The sequence below is a fragment of the Halodesulfovibrio sp. genome, from assembly GCF_015482765.1.
Taxonomy (GTDB): domain Bacteria; phylum Desulfobacterota; class Desulfovibrionia; order Desulfovibrionales; family Desulfovibrionaceae; genus Halodesulfovibrio.
On record NZ_JADMLB010000071.1, the window covers coordinates 39,392 to 62,345 of the forward strand.

16 protein-coding genes are annotated in these 22,954 nt (G+C 44.7%); 5 read left to right on the forward strand and 11 right to left on the reverse strand.

The annotated features are described in order from the left end of the window. Positions 1–80: 80 nt before the first annotated feature. The 5 genes from QZY95_RS13690 to hrpB all read right to left on the reverse strand — a co-directional run bounded on the left by QZY95_RS13690 (position 81) and on the right by hrpB (position 8,063). Positions 81–1,370: a S41 family peptidase gene (locus QZY95_RS13690; protein ID WP_290924478.1), complete on the reverse strand. Its 1,290-nt coding sequence runs from the start codon at positions 1,368–1,370 to the stop codon at positions 81–83. A gap of 295 nt (positions 1,371–1,665) precedes the next feature. Then, a complete protein-coding gene (locus QZY95_RS13695) occupies positions 1,666–2,583 on the reverse strand; it encodes a M23 family metallopeptidase (RefSeq protein ID WP_290924480.1) in 918 nt (305 codons plus the stop codon). A gap of 504 nt (positions 2,584–3,087) precedes the next feature. Further along, positions 3,088–3,738: an endonuclease III domain-containing protein gene (locus tag QZY95_RS13700; RefSeq protein WP_290924482.1), complete on the reverse strand. Its 651-nt coding sequence runs from the start codon at positions 3,736–3,738 to the stop codon at positions 3,088–3,090. 819 nt (positions 3,739–4,557) lie between these two features. Next, positions 4,558–5,409 carry an AraC family transcriptional regulator gene (locus QZY95_RS13705; protein WP_290924484.1) on the reverse strand — a complete coding sequence of 284 codons (852 nt, stop codon included), beginning with the start codon at positions 5,407–5,409 and terminating at the stop codon, positions 4,558–4,560. A gap of 137 nt (positions 5,410–5,546) precedes the next feature. Continuing rightward, entirely contained in the window at positions 5,547–8,063 is a 2,517-nt protein-coding gene (gene hrpB, locus QZY95_RS13710) for an ATP-dependent helicase HrpB (protein ID WP_290924486.1), read from the reverse strand. A gap of 560 nt (positions 8,064–8,623) precedes the next feature. On the opposite strand from hrpB, the gene QZY95_RS13715 reads away from it, so the two are divergent. The 5 genes from QZY95_RS13715 to fdhF all read left to right on the forward strand — a co-directional run bounded on the left by QZY95_RS13715 (position 8,624) and on the right by fdhF (position 16,637). After that, entirely contained in the window at positions 8,624–10,423 is a 1,800-nt protein-coding gene (locus QZY95_RS13715; protein ID WP_290924488.1) for a formate--tetrahydrofolate ligase, read from the forward strand. Between the two features lie 84 nt (positions 10,424–10,507). Then, positions 10,508–11,398: a bifunctional methylenetetrahydrofolate dehydrogenase/methenyltetrahydrofolate cyclohydrolase FolD gene (gene folD, locus QZY95_RS13720; RefSeq protein WP_290924489.1), complete on the forward strand. Its 891-nt coding sequence runs from the start codon at positions 10,508–10,510 to the stop codon at positions 11,396–11,398. Between the two features lie 191 nt (positions 11,399–11,589). Further along, on the forward strand, positions 11,590–12,072 hold the full coding sequence (locus QZY95_RS13725) for an NAD(P)H-dependent oxidoreductase subunit E (RefSeq protein WP_290924491.1): 483 nt from the start codon (positions 11,590–11,592) through the stop codon (positions 12,070–12,072). A 10-nt stretch (positions 12,073–12,082) separates the two neighbouring features. Beyond that, on the forward strand, positions 12,083–13,930 hold the full coding sequence (gene nuoF, locus QZY95_RS13730) for an NADH-quinone oxidoreductase subunit NuoF (protein ID WP_290924493.1): 1,848 nt from the start codon (positions 12,083–12,085) through the stop codon (positions 13,928–13,930). Positions 13,931–13,940: 10 nt separating this feature from the next. Further along, positions 13,941–16,637, forward strand: a complete 2,697-nt coding sequence (gene fdhF, locus QZY95_RS13735) for a formate dehydrogenase subunit alpha (RefSeq protein ID WP_290924495.1) — start codon at positions 13,941–13,943, stop codon at positions 16,635–16,637. A gap of 144 nt (positions 16,638–16,781) precedes the next feature. Here the strand turns inward: fdhF and QZY95_RS13740 are convergent, their stop codons facing one another. The 6 genes from QZY95_RS13740 to QZY95_RS13765 all read right to left on the reverse strand — a co-directional run bounded on the left by QZY95_RS13740 (position 16,782) and on the right by QZY95_RS13765 (position 22,896). Beyond that, a complete protein-coding gene (locus tag QZY95_RS13740; RefSeq protein ID WP_290924497.1) occupies positions 16,782–17,246 on the reverse strand; it encodes an Lrp/AsnC family transcriptional regulator in 465 nt (154 codons plus the stop codon). 247 nt (positions 17,247–17,493) lie between these two features. Then, a complete protein-coding gene (locus QZY95_RS13745; protein WP_290924499.1) occupies positions 17,494–18,171 on the reverse strand; it encodes an ABC-type transport auxiliary lipoprotein family protein in 678 nt (225 codons plus the stop codon). Positions 18,172–18,179: 8 nt separating this feature from the next. Beyond that, on the reverse strand, positions 18,180–19,103 hold the full coding sequence (locus QZY95_RS13750; RefSeq protein WP_290924501.1) for an MlaD family protein: 924 nt from the start codon (positions 19,101–19,103) through the stop codon (positions 18,180–18,182). 1 nt (position 19,104) lies between these two features. Beyond that, on the reverse strand, positions 19,105–19,881 hold the full coding sequence (locus tag QZY95_RS13755; protein WP_290924503.1) for an ABC transporter ATP-binding protein: 777 nt from the start codon (positions 19,879–19,881) through the stop codon (positions 19,105–19,107). Positions 19,882–19,883: 2 nt separating this feature from the next. Then, positions 19,884–21,017: an ABC transporter permease gene (locus tag QZY95_RS13760; protein ID WP_290924505.1), complete on the reverse strand. Its 1,134-nt coding sequence runs from the start codon at positions 21,015–21,017 to the stop codon at positions 19,884–19,886. 178 nt (positions 21,018–21,195) lie between these two features. Continuing rightward, complete coding sequence (locus tag QZY95_RS13765) at positions 21,196–22,896, reverse strand: SulP family inorganic anion transporter (RefSeq protein ID WP_290924507.1); 1,701 nt, start codon at positions 22,894–22,896, stop codon at positions 21,196–21,198. Positions 22,897–22,954 lie beyond the last annotated feature (58 nt).

Sequence of the window (22,954 nt, forward strand, 5' to 3'; positions counted from 1 at the left end):
ACATACATCAGAGTCGCATGATTTAAAAGACGCAAAAAAAGGGGGAGCACAATTGTGCTCCCCCTTTGATGTATATCGCTTTACTGTAAGGTTTTGATGCGTGGCAGTGTCTGCACTAAGCGGGTTGCAAGTCTGAGCTGGTTATCTTTATCCAGACGTTCTTGAACAGCTTTTTCACGCTTAAAGTTTCTTTTCTTTTTCTTTTTATCAACTTCTTCAAGGTGACCCTGCAGATCCTGCTCACGTGGTGCGTGGAGGAATTTAGCGGCAGGATTTTCATCTTTTGCCGGTGCTTCAAAAGGAACTACCAGATCCGGCTCAATGCCTTTTGCCTGAATAGATGTTCCGTTCGGAGTGTAGTAGCGGGCAATTGTAAGCTTGATTGCGCTGCCATCATTAAGAGGAATGATGTTTTGAACAGAGCCTTTACCGAAGCTTGGTTCACCCATAATAAGTGCGCGTTTATGATCGCGCAGAGCGCCTGCAACAATTTCAGAAGCAGAGGCAGAACCGGCGTTGATAAGAACAACCATTGGTGCGTCAATATCGGCAGTCTGCTTTGATGCATCAAAGTTACGGGACTCATTGCCTTTTCCTTTAATGGAAACAACGGTTCCGCCTTTAAGGAAGAGGTCTGCAATTTTGATAGACTGGTCGAGTAATCCGCCCGGGTTATTTCGCAGATCGAGTACTACGCCTTTAATTTTGTGTTTTTTCTTGTACGCGTTCAGCTTTTCTTTCAACTCGTCGGTAGTGTTTTCAGAGAAACGGCTGAGGCGAATCCAGAGAATACCGTCGTCGAGTTCACGTACTTTCGCACTGATAAGCGGGATTGAGTCGCGAACAATTTCTACTTCGCGTGGTGCTTTTGCTTTCTTGGAGAGAATGGTCAGTTTTACTTTAGTACCTTTCTCGCCTTTGATGCGTGAAACAGATTCGCGCAAACCAAGATCTTGAGTGAGTTTTCCGTCTACTTCAAGAATGAGGTCACCGGCAGCAAGACCTGCTTTGTCGGCAGGGGTATCTTCAATTGGAGTAACCACGCGCAGTACGCCTGATTCATCCTGAGTAATTTCAACGCCGATTCCATAGAATTCACCTGTAGTGGATTCCTGCATGCTCTTGTATTCTTCCTGATCCATAAAAGTGGAGTGTGGATCAAGAGATTGCAGCATACCGTCGATGGCACCGTTAATAAGGTCTGTCCTTGGAACGTCTTGTACGTAGTAGCGTTCAACAAGATCTAAAATCTGGCTAAATCGCTTGAGAGACTCGAACTTGCTTTGTGCATCTGTTGCCATGCCCGGAATAGATGAGAAAGCAAGTAAAGCTGTAGTCATGATGGCGACTAACCACATAGTTAAGCGCATTATCAAAGATCCTCCAAGTTCAAATTGATGACAAGACAGCACGTTGCTGTATTGCTGCAAAGAAAACAGACTGTTTCATGCTAGTTACTGTGCGTGTTCTTGATTATGTGTTTGTTTCATTCGCATCGTCAGCAGCGAAGAAGTGTGCTGCTTCGGAAGGTTACCTGCACGATTTTGTCTCAATTTGCTCGCGTGTTGTATCTATTTGATAAAACAATTTTTGCGGCAAATAGGCGTCTGTCTGTCGGTTCAAGGCAGAGTCTGTCGGCCGGAGGCAAAATATGTAAATGTCGTGTTAATCCAGTGCGGAAAGCCACGTCTCTGGATTAATTGCTTTTTGATGAAAGCGCAATTCGAAATACATTCCTGTACCGTCTACGGCAGGGTAGAAGCCCGCATTACCAATCATCTGTTTGGGTTTTACAATGTCGCCGACATTGAGTTTGCTGTCGGCAAGAAATGCATAGAGTGAATAATACTCTTCTCCATGCATGACAATAACAACTCGTCCAAAACCTCTCAGGACATCGTTGTGAACAACTTTGCCACTTGATACAGCTTTAATCGTACTTCCTTCCTGCAGAGCCAGACCGATACCCCTTACAGGAGGTTTTGCCTTTGGTTTGAATCGCTTGGCAATAACCCCGTGAGCCGGCCATGGAAGCACTCCTTTAAGCAAAGGAAAGTTTGCTCCGGCTTTGCTTTTTTCTTCCAGCTTGTAGTTCAGTGTCTCAATAATTGAGAGAACATTTCTCAGAGAAGATTCAGCAGAAGCCCGTTGTGCACTGACTTTTTTTAGCTGTTTATGGTGGCGAAGCTTTTGTTGCAGAAGGGTATCTTTTTTACGGTTCACTTCTGCAAGCTGTTTTTTGGCTTTTGCCGAAAGCTCAGCCTGTTCTTCAGAAAGTTTTTTGAGTTCTTCTTCTTGCTCAAGGAGCACCAGCTGCTTTTCTTCGACTGTAGCGTACAATGTAGAAGCCCATGTGTAGCGTCTGTCAAGCTCATCCCAGTTTTCAGCAGCATTGCTGGCGAGTACTCGGCTATTAATGTACAACGGCCATAACTTTTTAACCAATGATATCAATTCTTTTTGTGCTTTATTATTTTGTGCGCTCAGAATTTTATGCTTGTCGGTCAATGCTTGACTTGTTGCACTAATGGCTGCGTATTTTTTTTCTTGCGCATTAATGGTTTTAGAGAGTTTGGCAATCATGACTTCTTCCTGCGTGAGAGCACGTTGAAGTCGTTTGGCTTTGCGCTTGAGAGTGGTGAGTTTTTTCTTTTTGCTTTCAGCTTGTTTTTTTTCTTGTTTCAACTTTTTGGCAATGCTTGCGGCATCTTCGGCATATGCTGAAGAGCAGGGTGGAATGCACGAGAGTACTGTGAAGACGATGAGTATGTACAAGAAGTATTTTTTCATTTGATGCCTTAGGCAGGAAATGGTTGGTTTAACCCGCCGGGCTTTCCCATGGGGATAAGCTGAAGATGTATGTATCTTGAGTAGTATAAGTGCTTTTGAATGTATGGCAACTAAATATATCGTGAAGAGAGAGTAAATCTATTATGTTAGCGCGTGTGTCTCAGTTCCCCTTGTGTACACATAACGAATGAGTATTGGTGTAGAAGGGAACCTTTGTATATGTTTTTTTGTTGTAGAATGCAAAACTACACAACGTGTTGGGTAATGGTTGTTCAAAAAGCGAATGCAGCAAAGAAGCTATTCTAAGAAAATTTTAAGAGGGCAACTTTCGCATTGCGGTGCTTTCTTCAGGCACCAGTCTTTAGCGACTCTCACAATAGATGCATGATATTCATTATAAAGAGCGACGTCTTGAGGAAGAACATCCATGAAAAAATCTCTCAGGTCTTCATAGTAGATATCTTCTTCAACAAGGCTGTGTCGGTTAAATATCCTTCTTGTGTACGCATCAACGACAAAAGACGGGCGTTCAAACGCGTATAGTAGAATAGAGTCCGCTGTTTCCTGTCCAATACCGTTTACGCTGAGGAGCTCTGCTCTCAGCTCTTCCATAGAAAGAGTATCCAGTTTTGAAAAAGAAAATTCGGAAGCGTTGTGGAACCAGCGAAGTAAGTTGTGTAGTCGCTTCGCCTTTACGTTGAAATACCCCGCGGGGCGAATCAGGGCTGCAAGTTCGTCCTGTTGTAGGCAAAGCATTTTCTCGGGTGTTAATACCTGAGCGTTTTTTAGGTTGTGAATTGCCTTTTCTACATTTTTCCAGTTTGTGTTCTGAGTAAGAACAGCCCCCACCATTACCTCAAAAGGGCTTTCCGCAGGCCACCAGTTACTGCTGCCCAACGTGTGTTGCATGGCAGCAAACATGTCATTTAGTAATTTTTCACGATTCATAATGTATTCAGGTTTACGCTTATCTACTATGGCAGGCAAGAGTCAGAAGGTGAAGTGTGTTAGTTGTACAAGAGTTGTATGGAAATGTGTGAAGATTTATTTTGTTTGATTAAATGAAGAAGAATATGGTTTTCAAACAAAAATGTACTAAAAGTCGAAAAAACAACACGTACCGAGATTTCATTGAAAGATATATTTAGATGTATGTTGTTTGTACAATATGGTTTTTTACGAGTGTTATAGATAATATTTTATTGCAAAAAAGCGAAATGCAGTAATTTAATATTATAAAAAATGGTAGAGAAAGAGTATAAGATGTATTTTATTTTGTACTAAAAATATAAAGAATATGCTATATGGGGTTTTATGTTGTGTAAATAGCTATATAACGTCATGTTTTTCTCTGTGTCTTACTCTTTTCGGCATTATTATTTATAAATATGCATTATTTTATTAAATGTTGACATTGTTATAACTCATGATTAAATGATTTCTATAGTTTCTTTTAACGTAGAAGCTTAAAGTTGAATTTTTATGCTGAGGCATATCATTACGCCTATTGGTGTTTCAGCATGTAATTCTTCCCTACACTTTATATGCACCCCATATAACCGAAGAGCGTCCTGTTTAGTACAGGACGCTCTTTTGCGTTTATGATTTGGGATGAAGTATGTGTAGGAGAGTATACTTTGAAAAAAAGTATATCATATTGTATTGAGTGATTTTTTACAGAGAAGACACTGTTTACGTGCAGTGATTTTTATGTAGTGCTACAGAAAATAAGTTTTTACTTGTTTTTAGTAGCACTTTTTTATCCTCTTACATAAGTGCAATACGAAGCTCTGTACGCAACTCATCGGGAGGAGTGTTTTCTACCGTGTTAAGATAAAATTGTATTGAAGGTGCTTCTTTGAGTTCCTCTCCAGAAGCAGGGAGCCACTCTCCGAACAGTGCGGCATAGGTGATATACAGCGTTTCGTATGATCCTTTGTGAACAACCGTGGCGTAACGTCCTTCAGGAATGGTCTGCATGTTCGCTTCACCTGATACGTTAGCGGAAGCATCTACAACAATGCATGCGTCGTAACGGCATTTCTCTTTCGGGGTAATTTTAGGGTCGTCGTAGCAGATTCCAAGGAATTGCGTTTGGTTGTTCAAAAGGTTTTGTGTGTCAGCCCACTGGCACAGCATGTCGTATGCTTCTCCACATCGGCTATAGTCACCGGTATGTCTGATACTTGCTACGTGCATTTCAGGCAGTGTTTTGATTTTTACTGTCAGATTGTTTTCTTTCAAAAGACTGTGTGTGGAATTCATGAGCATTTCTCCAGATAGTAATTCATGTTTTGGCGAACACTTCCTGTAGTAGTAAGGAGTGTAGCCGCACCAACGTTTGAATGCACGGGTGAACGCTTCTTGAGAACCATATCCAGCCTGAAGAGCTATATCGATAATTTGTCTGTTGCTGTACAACAGAGCATTTGCCGCACGCTGTAATTTCAACCGTCGTTGATATTCTGCGACACCTTCACCTATGAGGCCTCTGAAAATATGGTGAAAGTGATGCGGGGCATACATGCTTTGTTGCGCAACCTCTTCGAGGGACAACGGCTCGTCTAAATTTTGCTCTATATAATGTAGAGCAAGGCGGATGCGTTCCTGTGTATTCATGTCAGTGTCTCCATGAAATATATCCTGCCTGAATCCAACATATTCTTCTTGATCGTTTTTGCTAACCTTTTACTGTTTTGCCTGTTCACGTTGACTTATGATGCTTTGAACCCTGTGAAGGTTGGTTTGCCTGCGTTTTACCCCTTTCGTAAGGCTCTATTCGTTTTTTTTGTGGCTTGAGCTGTTAGAGGATCTTCCGGCCAAGGGTGCTTGGGATATCGTCCTCGCATTTCTGCACGAACAGAAGGGTAGCCATTTTTCCAGAATGAAATCAGGTCGCGCGTTACCTGTAATGGTCTTCCCGCAGGTGAGAGAAGATGTACGGTGAGGGGGATTTTTCCGTTTCCGATAGATGGTGTTTCTGTTGCACCAAACATTTCTTGCAGTTTGACAGGAAGAACTGGCGCTTCTGATTCGCTGTAGTCAATGCGTATATGTGAGCCTGAAGGAACAGTGAAATGGGTAGGAGCGAGTTTTTCAAGAGCTTGTTGCTGTGCCCACTCAAGTGACGAAAGGAGAATCGTTTCCATGGTAAGCTTTTTGAGATCAGCAGCTTTTCGGAAACCGGTGAGATAAGGTGCAAGCCAGTTCTCTAGCGTTTCTAATAATTGTTTGGTGGACATATCTGGCCATGTAAAAGCGTTTTTTTCTGTGAATTGAAGTGCATGGCGATGTATAAATGCAAGGCGATTTCTTAGCTGCATTGCTTCTTTTGTCCAAGGTAATGCCTGAAGACCGAGTTGGCGGATTCCATCAAGCATGGCATGCAGCACGTCCTCTTCGGAGGCGGAGGAAATTCGTTCCTGTTCGAGAACAAGTTCACCTAAATTTTCGGTTTGTATCATTGCAACAGAAGATGTCTTCTCATCCCATGTTACTGTTGCCTGTTTGGTTATGTGTTGATGAAACAGTTTATATATGTCTGAAAGATCAATTGGAGCACCTTGCCAGATTCGGCTTGTGGCTTGAGCATCATTAAGTTCTGCAACAACGATAAAAGGTGATCCGGCAAGAGAGCTGTCTTCTTGCACAGAACCTTTGCGACCATTGCTGAGTTTGTACTCTGTTCTTCCATTGCTGAGCTTACCGATTCTGTCGGGGTATGCCAGTGCGATGCAGCTTCCAGTTTTTGCAGGGGCAACTGAGGTGCTGGAAATAGTAAGAAGATTGCAAAGATGGCGTCTGGTTTTGATTACAGAGGAAGAGAATGTCCCCTTTTCCAGAATTTGCTGTAAATCCGTTCCCCGCATTTTTTCAGAAAGCAGAGCTGCCACGGTTGCAGCAGTATGCCCAAAGTCTTGTTTCTCAGCTGTGATCAACATATGCGCTAAACGAGGATGCAGGGGAAGTTTTGCAATCTGTTTTCCATGCTCAGTAATGGCAAAGTCATTATCTAGCGCTCCAAGAGTTTGAAGCAATTCTAATGCCTGCTGGTAGCTGCTTTGCGGAGGTGTATCCAGCCATAAAAGAGTGTGGACTCCTTCAATTCCACATGCTCCCCATTGCGCCAACTCTAGAGCAAGGGGGGCAAGATCACTTTCTTTTATTTCCGGTGCTGCAAAAGCGCGGAAAGAGTGTTCCTGAGTTTCTGACCAGAGTCTGTAACAAATACCGCTTTCCAAACGTCCGGCGCGTCCTGTTCGCTGTGTGGCAGCAGCTAGGGAAACAGGTTCTGTAATGAGTTTGTTCATGCCGGTTGATGGAGAGAAGCTTGATGAACGGGAAAGACCGCTGTCGATAACGATTCGGATTCCTTCAATGGTGAGTGAGGTTTCTGCAATGGATGTTGCAAGAACAACTTTCCGTCGGCCTGTTGGAGCAGGAAGTATCGCAGCATCCTGCTCTTTTTGCGAGAGCTGTCCGTACAAACGAGTCAGATCAGTGTCAGAGGGAAGTGTTTCATGCAGTTGTTCTGCGACGCGGTTAATTTCTCCGGCACCGGGCAAAAATGCTAAAATGCTGCCTTGCTCGTGGGTAAGAGCATGCTGAATTGTTTTTACCATAAGCGTCAGCTGTGCCGGAATATTCTGTTCAACTCGACTTGAAACAGTTTGTGGAAGTGGAGTGTACTTTATAGTTACGGGGTAGCTTTTTCCTTCACTGCGTATGACCGGGCAATTGTTAAGCAGGGTAGATATTTCTTCTGTATCCAGTGTTGCGGACATAACAAGAAGGCGCAGGTCAGGGCGCAATGCCTCCTGAATTTCTAGAGCCAGAGCTAATCCTAAATCAGCGTGGATACTTCTTTCGTGGAATTCATCAAAAATAATGCAAGAATATGCAGAAAGTTCCGGATCATTTTGTATTATGCGCGTAAGAACACCTTCGGTTACGACTTCAATTTTTGTTTCAGAAGAAACTTTGGTGTCATTCTTAATGCGATATCCAATTGTTTTACCTACTTGTTCGTTGATTGATTGAGCAAGTCGGGATGCAGCTGCACGAGCCGCAAGGCGGCGCGGTTCGAGCATAATAATTTTTTTTTCGCTTAAATGAATATTTTTTAATAATGCAAGAGGAACCCGCGTGGTTTTACCTGCTCCCGGTGGTGCATGGAGTACGCAATTCGGGGACTTGGTGAGTGTTGCGGTAATTTTTTCAAGACAGGAATCTATCGGAAGTGGATCAGAATGCGTAAAAAAGTTTGTGTGCATAAACAGTAGGTTGGTGTGTTTTATGTGAATTAAGTAACAAGAACAATATACCGTAGAAAGCCACGCAACGTAAGAGAATATGCAAGAGATGAAAACGAAAAAATCAATCTGAAAAATCCATTTTGCAGGCTTGCGTGATTTTCGCACTCAATTTGCGAGTTTTCTGCAAAAAATTCTACGCATATTGACGTAAATACAAAAGTGTGTGTATGGCACTGAGAACTACTTAGCTGTATGCACAAGTTTGCGGGATGAACAGATGGAGAGAGTTTAGTCATCTAAACTTTCATCTAAGATGGGTAGCCAAACTGGGAAGGCCGCTTTTTCTTTCTCCTCGCATCGAGCTGCATAACGTTTCGTACGGCAGGTTGACCAACGCTGCAATGCATGGATTGTTCAACCTGTATGATTGGCTTGATGTACTCATGCTCACACAGAATGCTTTTTTCTATCGATATTGAATGGGCGCTTATGGATCCTTATGTTGAGACGCGTAAATGTGGTGACATTCTCTGTGTAGAGCACTACCTGTTCTTTTACCTTTAAGGGAGGGTGAAAAGATGGCCTCTGTGGAAACAGAAAATAAGACCTTGGATCCAAAAAATCACGCTGACTGGGAAGTTGCTCAGGATGCTGAGAAACGGATGAAGACCATCTACGCCATTGCTGACGAGATGGGGCTTACAGAAAAAGAACTTCTTCCGTACGGACACTACATGGGTAAAATTGATTACCGTGCAGTGCTTAAACGCCTTGAGAACAAGCCTAACGGCAAGTACATTAACGTAACTGCGATTACCCCGACTCCGCTTGGTGAAGGTAAGTCTACAACGACCATCGGTCTTGTTCAGGGACTTGGCAAGCGTGGTAAGAAATCATCAGCTGCAATTCGTCAGCCTTCCGGCGGCCCGACTATGGGTGTGAAAGGTTCTGCAGCGGGCGGTGGTCGTTCACAATGCATACCGCTTACTCCTTTCTCTTTGGGTTTCACCGGCGATATCAACTCTATTATGAACGCGCATAACCTTGCGATGGTAGCTCTTACCTCCCGTATGCAGCATGAGCGTAACTATGATGATGAAAAGCTGGAAAAACTTTCAGGCATGAAACGTCTTGATATCGATCCTACCCGTGTAGAAATGGGCTGGGTAATCGACTTCTGCTGTCAGGCATTGCGCAATGTTATTATTGGCATTGACGGTGTTAACGGACAGCGCGACGGCTACATGATGCGTTCTAAATTTGATATTGCTGTTTCTTCTGAAGTAATGGCGATTCTTGCAGTAGCGAAAGACTTACGTGACCTTCGTGAACGTATGTCAAAAATCATTCTTGCATACGATAAAAAAGGCAATCCGCTTACCACAAAAGACTTTGAGGTAGACGGTGCTATGACAGCATGGATTGTTGAGGCTGTGAACCCGAACCTTATCCAGACTCTGGAAGGTCAGCCTGTTATCGTTCATGCAGGACCTTTTGCAAACATTGCAATTGGCCAGTCTTCTATTATTGCAGATCAGGTGGGTCTGAAGCTTTCAGAATACCACGTAACAGAATCCGGCTTTGGTGCGGATATCGGATATGAAAAATTCTGGAACCTGAAATGCCACTACTCCGGTCTTAAGCCGGATGCAGCAGTTGTTGTAGCAACTATCCGTGCGCTTAAGTGTCACGGTGGTGCTCCGGTTCCTGCTCCAGGTAAGCCGCTTCCGGAAGAGTACAACTCTGAGAATGTTGAATGGGTTGAAAAGGGTTGTGCTAACCTGCTTCATCACGTCAATATTGTTAAAAAATCTGGTGTTTCTCCAGTTGTTTGCATCAACGCGTTTGTTACAGACACTGATGCAGAAATCGCCAAAGTGCGTGAACTGTGTGAAGCTGCCGGTGCTCGAGTTGCTCTTTCCCGCCATTGGGAACACGGTGGTGACGGTGCTCTTGAACTCGCAGATGCTGTTATTGCTGCTTGTGAAGATGAAACTGAGTTTACACCGCTTTATACTTGGGATATGCCTGCACGCGAACGTATTGAGCGGGTAGCTACCGAAGTATATGGTGCTGATGGTGTAGATTACTCAGTTGAAGCGCTTAGGAAACTGAAGGCTATTGAAGCTGATCCTAAGACAAGTGAGCTTGGTATGTGTATGGTAAAAAGCCACTTGTCACTTTCAGATATTCCTACAAAGAAAGGTGTTCCAACTGGTTGGCGTCTCACTATTCGTGATGTTCTTGTCTTCGGTGGTGCAGGATTCTTTGTTCCGGTAGCAGGTGCTATTTCACTTATGCCGGGCACTGGTTCTAATCCGTCATTTAGAAGAATTGATGTTGATCCTGACACCGGACAGGTTAAGGGGTTATTCTAGCAAGAAAAAGCGCGCGTGCGCGATTTAGTCGGGCTCCGCATTTGCGGAGCTCGCTTATATGCGCATTGCACAAAGGAGCAGACGATGAGTGCTGAAATTATCAGTGGAACCCAGATGCGCGCAGCAATTCTTGAAGAACTGCGCGGAGAAGTAGCGGCGATTAAAGAAAAATATGACACCGTTCCTGGTCTCGTAACCATTCTTGTCGGTGAAAATCCGGCTTCTGTAAGCTATGTGACCCTTAAAGTGAAAACTGCTCTTGGTCTTGGTTTTCACGAAATTCAGGATAACCAGCCTGAAGACATTACTGAAGATGAGCTGCTTTCGCTTATCGATCAGTACAACAACGACTCTTCCATTCACGGCATCTTAGTTCAGTTGCCGCTTCCAAAACACATTGATGAAGAAAAAGTCATCACTGCAATCAATCCAGATAAAGACGTTGACGGATTCCACCCTGTAAACCTTGGCCGTATGGTGCTTGGTGATACAGAAGGCTTCCTCCCGTGTACCCCTGCCGGTATTCAGGAAATGATCGTGCGTTCCGGTACGGAAACAAGCGGTGCGGAAGTTGTTGTGGTTGGTCGCTCCAATATTGTTGGTAAGCCTATTTCTATTATGATGGGACAAAAAGGTGTAGGCGCCAACAGTACCGTGACCATGGTACACACTCGTACAAAGGACTTGGAAGCACACTGCAAGCGTGCAGATATCCTTATTGTTGCGGCGGGTGTTCCAAATCTTGTTAAACCGGAATGGATTAAGCCCGGTTCAACAGTAATCGATGTAGGTGTTAACCGCATCGGTACAGCGGAGTCCGGTAAAGCACTCTTGAGCGGCGATGTTGAATTTGACAAAGCTAAAGAGATTGCCGGTAAAATTACTCCAGTTCCCGGGGGCGTAGGTCCAATGACAATTGCAATGCTCATGAAAAATACTGTCGCGTCTGCATGGCGCCACCTTGGGGCTTCATAAGTCTCTTTGTGTTTCGCAGTATATGATATGAGGTATCGATTGTTACGATAGTTTAGAAAGGCCGTTAACTCAGATTTGTTTGGAGTTGGCGGCCTTTCGTCCTACTGATAGTACTGGATGGAATCAGTAGGAAATGACGAAGCGGCATATTCTAGTTCTACAGACATACGTTCGGTCTGTGCGGAGGAACAATGAGCTGTTGTAGTGATGAAATTTCTCAGGATATGTGGAAAGAGGTTGATGGTGTTATCGAACGCCATCGTGAAACTCCCGGAGCATTAATTACAGTACTTCGAGAAGCGCAGAATATAGTAGGGTGGTTCCCGCAGGCGCTTATTGAATACATTGCAAAAGGGATGAATATTCCCGCCAGTGATGTTTTCGGGGTTGTATCATTTTATTCTCTGTTTTCTCTCAAGCCTAAGGGGCGCAACTCTATTAAGGTCTGTACCGGTACAGCCTGTTATGTAAAGGGTGCGCGTGAAGTCATTGGTCGAATTTCCGGTGAATTCGGTATTGCTGAGGGGGAAACAACTGAAGACAGACGTTTTGATCTTGAAGGGGTTCGTTGCGTAGGAGCTTGCGGTCTTGCTCCTGCCATGGTTGTGGATGGTGACGTACATGGTGACGTGACTGCTGATTCCGTTTTGAAAATTTTAGAAAAATATTCATAGCGGAGTACATATGACACACGTAACTCCAGAAAGACTTCAAGAGATGCAGGCAGAATATGCTGCACGGATCTCTGAACCTAACATTCGCCATTTATTTATTTGCGGTGGTACAGGCTGCCATGCCACCGGTAGTTTGAAAGTAAAAGACGCGCTGCACGAAGAGATAGCCAAGCATGGTCTTGAAGATCGTGTCCGTGTTGTAGAAACCGGCTGTAATGGATTTTGTGCGTTAGGGCCGTTGATGGTGGTTCATCCTGATAATGTTTTTTATCAGAAAATGACCAGAGAAGACGTAGCGGAAATTGTGAGCGAACATCTTGTTAACAATGCTCCCATCGAGCGTCTTATGTATAAAGATCCGCAGTCTAAAAAGCGGGTTCCACTTTTCTCAGATATTCCTTTCTTTGCTTTGCAGAAGCCTTGGACGCTGCGTAATAAGGGCATCATTAACCCTGAATCAATCGAAGATTACATCGGGCGTGAAGGCTACATGGGGCTTTCAAAAGCTCTGCTGCAAATGCAGCCTGCCGAGATTATCGACGAAATGAAGAAGGCCGGTATTCGCGGTCGCGGTGGTGCCGGATTCCCGACTGGTATGAAATGGTCATTTGCGGCGCAAAATGACAGCGATATTAAATATGTGCTGTGTAATGCGGATGAAGGTGATCCGGGTGCGTTCATGGATCGCAGTATCCTTGAAGCTGACCCGCATGCTGTTCTTGAAGGAATGACCATTGCCGCTCGTGCTATTAATGCCACAGAAGGCTATATTTACTGCCGTTCAGAATATCCGTTGGCAATCAAACGTGTTCAGATTGCTATTGATCAGGCTCGTGAAATGGGGCTGCTTGGTGAGAATATTCTCGGTACTGATTTCTCCTTTGATATTTTTATTTATCAAGGGGCAGGTGCGTTTGTCTGCGGCGAAGAAACTGCATTGATGCGCTCAATTGAGGGAAAACGCGGCATGCCTATTCCTCGACCGCCGTTTCCTGCTGCTCAAGGGCTTTGGAAGAAGCCGACTATCCTTAACAATGTTGAGACGCTGGCAAACGTTGCGCAGATTATGGTTAACGGCGGTGAGTGGTATTCCTCTGTCGGTACGGAAAACAGTAAGGGAACCAAGGTATTTGCTCTTTCCGGTGATGTGAACAACATCGGACTTGTTGAAGTACCTATGGGAACTTCTCTTCGTTCTATTGTGTACGACATCGGCGGCGGTATTCCTAAAAAACGCAAGTTGAAAGCCGTTCAGCTTGGTGGACCGTCCGGCGGGTGTATTCCAGAAGATCATATGGATGTTGTTGTTGATTACGAGGAAATTGCCAAGGTCGGAGCCATCATGGGTTCCGGTGGTGTTATCGTAATGGATGATAAAACCTGCATGGTCGATATGGCGCGCTTCTTCTTGGAATTTATTCAGGAAGAATCTTGCGGTAAATGTACCCCGTGTCGGGAGGGCACACGTAGACAGCTGGAAATTCTCGAACGGATTTGTGAAGGGCATGGGAAGCCTGAAGACATTACGCTGATTGAAGAGCTTTCTGAAATGATTACAAGTTCTGCTTTGTGCGGGCTTGGGCAGACAGCTTCCAATCCGGTTCTTTCTGTACTTCGTCACTTCCGTGAAGAATTTGAAGCACACATTTTTGAAAAGAAATGCCCTGCTAAACGTTGTCCGGCGCTGGTTGATTTTAAGGTCATAAATGAGCGCTGTAAGAAATGCGGCAAATGTGCTTCTGTTTGTCCTGTCGGGGCAGTGGAATGGAAGAAGAAAGAAGTTGCAAAAATCAATACGGATATATGTGTTCAGTGTATGAGCTGTTACTCTGCCTGTCCGTTTGATGCCATAGATTAGGTGGTGACCCATGAATACCTTAGAATTGACCATTAATGGCAAGGTGTACGCGTTCACGCAAGGGGAAACCATTCTTGATGTGGCACGCAGAAACGACATTTTTATTCCAACCCTGTGTTATTTGAAAAATGCTTCACCAACGGGCGCATGTAGAATGTGTGTTGTTGAAGTAAAAGGTGCAAGATCGCTTGTTGCTTCATGTACAGCACCTGCGGGTGCTGGAATGGACGTGCAGACCGAGTCCAAATCTGTTGTGAAGTCTCGCAAGATGAATTTGGAACTGCTGCTTTCTTCCGGCTCGCATGATTGTCTTTTGTGTCCTTCAACAGGTGATTGCCGTCTGCAGGATTTAGCGTTTCGCTACAATGCAACCGGTAAACGTTTTGAACGAACCAAGCCGAAATATCAGCCAGATTTTTCAAATCCATTTTTAATCCGTGATTTTTCAAAATGCATTTTATGCGGGCGTTGTGTGCAGGCATGTAAAGAAGTGCAGGTTAACAATGCCATTGATTATGGATATCGCGGAAGTGACGCTAAAATTATTGCAAAATGTGATTTGCCGCTGGGCGATTCAGACTGTGTTTTCTGTGGTGAATGTCTACAGGTTTGCCCTGTGGGTGCATTGAGCTTGAAGAAAGCACGACAGAAGCCACGTGTGTGTGAAACCGAAGTTGTGCGTACTACTTGTGCGTATTGCGGTGTCGGCTGCCAGATGAATCTGCATGTAAAAGATAATGTTGTGCAGATGGTTAACGGGGTGGATGCGATCCCGAACCACGGAAGCTTGTGTGTAAAAGGGCGTTTTGGAATGCAGTTTATCAACTCTGATGAACGGTTAAAGACGCCTCTTATACGAAAAAATGGTGAACTTGTTGCGGCTGAATGGGGCGAAGCTCTTAGCCTTATCGCAGAAAAATTAGGTGAATATAAAGAAAAAAATGGAGCGGATTCGATAGGTGTTCTTGCTTCCGCTCGATGTACAAATGAAGAAAACTACCTTTTTCAAAAGTTCGCACGCGCAGTTATCGGGACAAATAATGTCGACCACTGCGCCCGATACTGACACTCCCCTACAGTAGCCGGTCTGGCTGCTGCATTCGGAAGCGGTGCTGCTACAAACCCGATTGATGACCTGAAAAATGCTGATACAGTATTGATAACGGGTTCTAATATAACGGAAAACCATCCTGTTATGGGCGCTGCGCTTAAGCGTGCGATTACACAGCATGGAACAAAACTTATTGTGTCTGACCCGCGTAAAATTGATATTGTGCGCTTTGCAGATGTATGGCTTCGGGCGCAACCCGGAACAGATGTCATATGGATTAACGCACTTGCTCATGTCATTCTGCGTGATGGTTTACACGATCGGGAGTATATTGATGAACGCACAGAAGGCTTCACAGCCTATTCGCAATCCCTTGCGCAGTTCACACCGGAGTACGCAGAGAAGATGTGCGGTATTCCGGTTGTTGACCTTGAAAAAGCAGCGCATTTGTACGCAAAAGGAAAGAGTGCCATCCTCTACTGCATGGGAATTACCCAGCATGTAAGTGGTACGGACAATGTAAAAGCACTCGCTAACCTTGCCATGTTATGTGGTAATATCGGTATTGAAGGTGGCGGATTGAATCCATTGCGCGGGCAGAATAATGTACAGGGTGCGTGTGATATGGGGGCACTTCCTGTCACATATCCTGCGTATGGAAAGGTGACAGATGAAACAGTTCGTGCACGTTTTGAAGCTGCATGGAGTGTAACATTGTCACCAAATAACGGACTGACATCACGACAAATGTTCGATGCTGTTGACGCAGGAACATTGCAATCAATGTATCTTATTGGTGAAAATCCGGTTGTTTCGCATGCTGACTCTGCCCACGCAGTGCACTGTTTGGAGAAAATTCCGTTCCTGATTGTGCAGGATATTTTCTTAACTGAAACAGCTAAACTTGCCGATGTTGTGCTTCCAGCAGCGTGTTTTGCTGAAAAAAATGGAACATTCAGTAACACAGAACGGCGTGTTCAACGTGTTAGAAAGGCAGTAAATCCGCCTCAAGGTGCGCGTGATGATGCGCAAATTGTCTGTGATATTGCAGCCCAAATGGGAGCCGTGTTGGCACCTGAGGGTGGTACCAATGCAGAAGCAATCTTTAATGAAATGACTTCTGTAACACCTTCATATGCAGGACTTTCATACAAAAGAATTGAAAAAAACGGCATTCAGTGGCCGTGTCCTGATGAAAAAAGTGATGGAACTTCTATTCTTCATGCAGATAATTTTGTTCGAGGAAAAGGAAAATTCCACCCCGTATCATATGTCGCTCCGGCAGAAGTTGTTGATGAAACATATCCGTTAATACTCACAACCGGCCGTGTTTTATACCAGTATCATACCGGAACAATGACACGAAAAGCGACGGAGCTGGCAACCAAATCACCTGCCGCCTATATAGAGATAAGCAGTAATGATGCTAAAAAATACGGAATGAAAGACGGTGATATGGCGAAAGTTTCCTCACGTCGGGGAACGATTCGTGTGACGGTTAAGCTTTCTGAAAAAGCTGTGGATGGAACTGTGTTCATCCCGTTCCACTTTGCGGAAGCTGCTGCTAATGTATTAACAAACAGTGCAGAATGTCCTGAGTCCGGTATAGCCGAGGTAAAGGTGTGCGCTGTTAATATAGAACCAGTCGGTGACTAGACGAGAGTCTGGTAGCCACAACAACCACATATGACAGGAGCGGGGCAACATACAGTTGTCCCGCTCCGCTGTTATGAGCTGAGAAAAACAGGAGGGAAGTTTAAGGCAACCTGAAAAAAACAGGTAGATGCCTGAATCTAAATGTTATTCAGGAAGAGTGTTCGGATCAAGAATGTACGGAGTCATCAGGTTTGAGCCTTTATAAACAACAAAGCTTTCCACAGAACGAATGCCTTCAATTTTAGACATTTCTTCAGAGTAAAATTCCAGAAGACCGTAACCGTCACGAAGAAGAAGTGTTAAAATAATGTCAAAGCGTCCTGTTACAACAGCGCCGGAAACAACACCGCGAAGCTGACTTAATTCCTGACACTTAGCAAAAAGATCACGCTCATCAAGCAGCACGCCGGTGAAAACCATTGTGTGACCCGGAAGCTTTTCTACATCAAGACGCGCAACAATATCCATTACGCCTTCTTTTTGCATCTTATTGATACGTGAGCGGACTGTGTTTTCCGCAACAGCAAGCTCCTGTGCAATTTCTCTGAAAGATTTACGTCCTTCAAGGAGCTGTCCGGCTATTTGAAAACTCAACTTGTCAATCTTCATATATTCCCTCCGGTTACGGCTTTGTCTGTTACAGGCACAATGAAAATTCTAGATGACAAAGCGATAGTGATTCTATTGATACTAATTTTTACCAAAAAATTCAATAACACCAGATGAAAAGAGTGCATTTCTTCATTCAAGAGTGCTTGCAGCTGTTAGAAACGCAGAAACGCCGTAGCAGGTACGGCGTTTCTATAGTTGAAAAGTTGTTTTTCCACGGGGAGCTATCCGCCATACAGGGTGGGGCCTATTGGGATGCGGCTCCGTTTCGTGAAGAGTACAGAGCTTTTTGCCGTTCTTGAGTTTGAATTGTGTTGGCTACCCACATGTTCATATCTGAGAGCAGTGTTTCGACGGTACTGTTAAAGGAAGCAACGATAGGTTCCAATCCTTTGGCAGAAGCTGCCTGTTGTCCTGTAAATACCGAAGACATTGCAGGCTGTGACAGGTTGTCTACATCGATAAGCCAGCAGGTAAGAGTGACAGCAATAGTAGGCGGTGATTTTTCAGCGCTGTATTTTGCGTAAAAATCTTCAATGCTCCAGACCAGTCTATAGTCTGAAGAGATCCCCGGTTGTGTATTATAGAAAGCGCGTACTCGCTGCGTTGAGTTTAATGAACGAACAACGGCCTCCTGCATCATTTCCGGTAATACCGTCGCCCATTGCCCTTTAGCATAATACAGTGCCTTCTGGTCAGGTTGTATGATTGCAATTCCTGTGGAGTTGAGGAAGGCGTTTGTCTGTGGCCGTGAAACAGAGACCGTAGGTATATTGGCGCTGGTGGGGTGAACCGGAGTATCGGTTGAGACCGCCAGCATGTAGTTTTCTGAAGCTGCTGGGGGTGTCAGCCCAACATCAAACGCGCAACCAGTACAGAAGAGTACCAAGGAAAGTATAAGTAGGTTAACGATACGTTTGCGCATAAATGCTCCTATGGTGTCTGGTATTCAGGTACGGTTTTTCCAAGCAGGTATTGCTTAGGGTTGCTGTTAAGTCTTTGCGCAATATTTTCCAGCGTATTAACAAGCGTTTTGCTTTCATTAATAAGGGAGTTTATGTCATCCAGTCCGCTTTTACTGAACCTTGTTAATCCCGGTTCCATGTTTTTAACCAGCAGATCAATTCGTTTAACCAGCACACCTATTTTGTCCGTTGTCGGTGTAAGTTGCTTCGCAACGTATCCGTCAATAGTAGAAGCGGCATGTTTAGTTTTTTCCATGGCCTGTTCTGTTTGTGCTGCGGCGTTTTTAATGTTCTCAAGAGCAAGCTGGATGTTTTCTTCGCTTTTTACGAGGGTGTCTGAGAACGAGTTGATGTTTGCAAGAAATTCTTTGATGTTCTGGCGGTTTTCCTCATCAACAACTTTCCGTAGATCTTTGAGAAGCTTTTTCCCTGTGGTCAGCATTTCAGGTAATACCTTGAACATTTCTTCGATTGGTGAAGGAACAGTTTTGATAAGGGGAATGTTACCCTTGTAGATAGGTTTCAGCAGAGGACTTGCTGCGGTTCCGCCGGAAATGAAAACTGCCGACTGTCCTGTGATGCCGATAGGTACAAGCTTGGCTCGGGAATCGTCTCTGATAGGTGTCATCGGCTTCACAAGAATACGAACGCGAATATCTTCCGGACGATCCTGACTGAGAATAATATCTGTAACTTTCCCCACCCGTACGCCGTTTAACAGTACAGGGTTAGAAATGGATAGTCCGTCCACACTGTCTTTAAACAGAATGTCATAAGGAATATCCGTTGTTTCTGCTCTGCTTCCGACTCCCCACAAGATGAAAGCAAAACCGAGAATGAAAGAGGCGATAATAAAGGCGCCGACCATAATGTAGTGTGCTCGTGTTTCCATGTTATTTCTCCCCGCACTTCGCCGAATTGGCGCTGCGCCCGCGTGGCCCGTTGAAATAGTCCTGTATCCATGGATACGGATTTTTTGAAAGTTCTTCGACTGTTCCTGTTGCGTAGATGCGCTTTTCCGCTAAAACAGCAACTCTGTCACAAATTGTATTGAGTGTGTCTAAATCGTGTGTGACAAGAAATACTGTAAATCCAAGAGCATGTTGTAGAGTTTTTAACAGGTCATCAAATGCTCCGGCTGTTATCGGGTCCAGTCCTGCTGTAGGTTCATCCAGAAGCAAAATTTCCGGATCCATGGCAAGCGCTCTGGCTAAACTGGCTCTTTTACGCATACCGCCTGACAACTCTGAAGGCATAAGGTTTGCCGACTCAATGGGAAGCCCAGCCATAAATATCTTGAGTAAAGCAATTTCTCTGCGAGTATTGTCGCTGATTTTTGTATATTCCTTCAGTGAAGCATCAACATTTTCTAGAACTGTCAATGAGGAGTAGAGAGCGCCGTCTTGAAAGAGAACTCCCCAACGTTGTTCGACTGAATGTTTTTCTTCAACTGTAAGGGTATGGTATTCTTTGCCGAATATTTTAATGGAGCCGGCTGTATGTTTGTTTAAGCCAAGTATGGTTCGTAATAAAACAGACTTGCCGGAGCCGGAGCCTCCAATGACGCCAAGAATTTCTCCACGCCGGAGTTCTAAATTTACCCCGTCGTGGATAATATTTTTTCCGAACTGTGTTCGGACATTTTCTAAAGAAAGAATAACGTCATTCATGGTTAAATCCCGATGGCGGCGAAGAAGATTGCAAAGCCGGCATCAATAACAATGACAGCGAAAATGGACTCAATAACCGATGTGGTTGTGAGTCTGCCGACAGACTCTGCGCTTCCGGTAACTTGCAGTCCTTGGAAACAGCCGATGGTTGCAATAATAATCGCAAAGAACGGTGCCTTGACCATCCCGACGTAGAAATCCCAAATATTAAGTGTTTGATGAAGACGTACGACAAAGCCGTGGAGGCTGATGTCTAATGTTTGCCATACCATGAGCGCCCCGCCTAAAAGTCCCATGATGTCTGCAATGAACCCGAGAATAGGAAGCATGATGAGAAGTGCTAAAACACGCGGGATGACCAGCGTGTCAACGGGATTTAAGCCCGATGTTTTCATTGCGTAGATTTCTTCATTGGAGATCATTGCACCAATTTGTGCTGTGAAGGCAGAACCGGAACGACCGGCGATGACGATAGCTGTGAGAAGAATTCCCAGTTCACGAAGAACCGAAATTTGAACAAGCTGAATTACAAAAACTTGCGCACCAAATTTTTGGAGCTGCTGTGCTCCCATATACGCGAGCACCATACCGATAAGAAATGAAAGCAGGGCAATAATCGGGATGCCGCGAATACCTACGTGTTCCAGATGATAGAACAGAGCTGTTAAGCGAAAACGTTTTGGGTTGAATATAGAGCGTACCAGTGTGGTCACCACTTCACCAAGAAAGCCGACGATATTAATGGTGATTTTGAGCTGGTCAATAAAGCAACGTCCTGTATCGTAAAATAAGGTGATTATAAACGGGTCGCTTTTATCTTTTGCTTTTTCTTCAGATCGTTTTTCTACGGTGGTCAGCAGAATTTTATCTTTCTCTTTCGCTCCGGTAACGGAACAATCTTTTCCTTTTGCTTTGGCCTGCCGTTTGTACTGCTCAATTATCCATGCACCGTTCGTATCCAGTTTGGTAATATTCGTCAGATTGAGCACAATCGAATGCGCAGCATTCAGCAGGGAGCTCAAAAATAAACGCTCCACTGAATCCAGATGCAAAGTTGTCCAAGTGCCTGAAAGAGATATTGTTGTTTCTTCAGGGTTGCTCAGGACTTCAAAAGAAGGTGATTGCTGTGTAGTCATGGCTCTCGCTGGGGTAATAGTAAAAAAATCTATGAGTACGATAGCATACTCAGTGTGTTAATCGGAATGCTATACACCGAAAAATACAGAATACCCTGAAAAGACAATGACTAATTGGAAGAATGGAACAAAAAAAGCCCTGCACAGTGTTTGTGCAGGGCTTTTTAGGTGTGAGAACTTATGCAACCGCGGGAGTCGTGGTTGCTGTTGACTCAGCGTCTTGAACCAGTTTGTGGGCTTTTTTCCACGCTGTCCCAAAGGAGTGGCAGATGTCATCTTTACTTATGAATTTAAGCAATCCGAAACGAACCATTTGCCGTTGAATAGAGTCATCAACTCCGGAAAAGAGTACATGCACGTTGAGCTGCTGCATTTGCAGAAGAACAAGCTCAATGGCGTGCAGCGCTGTTGCATCAATAGTATGAACATGGCGCATTCTGAAAATGATAACGCGCGGTGGCTTACGCATTAATGAAAAGGTTTGTGAGAAGCGGTCTGCACATCCAAAGAAGAACGGGCCGTTGATTTCATAAATTTCAATTTCACTGTTCCATGAAGGTGCATGTTTAACCGGTGCAGCCTTTGTTCGTTCCCAGTTCTGGAACTGAGTCGCGTCGCTGATTCGACCAATTAACAGCAGCGCAGCGAGAACGACACCGAATTGCACGCCAACTGTAAGGTCAATAAGAACTGTGAGTAAGAAGGTTGAAACCATAACAGCGGCGTCAGACTTAGGAGCTTTGAGGATATGGATGAACTTTGGCAGTTCACTCATGTCCCATGCAACATAGGTAAGAACACCTGCAAGGCTTGCAAGCGGGATGGCAGAAGCAACCGGAGCAAAGAATTTTACAAATAATGCAAGAACGATTGCGTGAACCATACCGGAAACAGGTGAGAATGCACCAGCACGGATGTTTGTAGCTGTTCGGGCTATAGCACCGGTAGCCGGAATGCCGCCAAAGAAAGAAGATGCAATGTTAGCAACACCTTGCCCGATAAGCTCGGTAGAAGAGTGATGGCGTTCGCCTGTCATACCGTCAGCAACAACTGCGCTTAACAGAGACTCAATGGCAGCAAGCAGCGCAATTGTGATTGCATCTGGAAACATGGTGACAGCAAGGCCGGTGAGGTTTTCCGGAAATGCAAATGTTGGCAGAGCTGCGGGAATACCGCCGAATCGGGTTCCGATTGTAGCAACGTCGAGTCCGCCTAAAAGTGCTACCGCAGAGGCAGCAAGAATGCCTGCTATATGCGATGGAAAGCGTGGGAAAAATTTACGGGTAAGGAAAATTGTAACAAGTGTGACACCGGCAACAGTGATGGAATCAATGTGAGCAGTAGGTGATGCTTGTGCCAAAGTTGTAACTTTGGGGATAAAGGACGCCGGAATCTCTGAAAGCTGCAGTCCGAACAAATCCTTAATCTGGGTTGTAAAGATAAGGAGTGCGATACCGGTCGTAAATCCTGTTGTCACAGGGTATGGAATGAATTTGAGCAGTCTGCCAAGACCACAAAATCCCATGACAAGCAAAATAACGCCCGCCATACAAGTGGCAACAACAAGCCCTTCATATCCGTGTCTTGCGATAATGCCTGCAACAATAACAACAAATGCACCTGTAGGACCGCCAATCTGGAAGCGTGAACCGCCAATGGCAGAGATAATAAATCCAGCTACAATTGCTGTAAAAAGGCCTTTTTCCGGAGTACAGCCGCTGGCGATGGCAAAAGCCATAGCTAATGGCAAGGCGACAATGCCTACTGTTGAGCCGGAAACGACATCTTTGACAAATTGTGAAAGATTATAGCCTGAAGAGAGGGTATTGAGTAACGCAGGGCGAAATGTTCGCCTGCTGAAGAGAGCGTGTGAACGCACAGTGTATCCTCCATGAGATAATTAAACACATAGGGTAGGACACAGGCGCGGTCCGTTT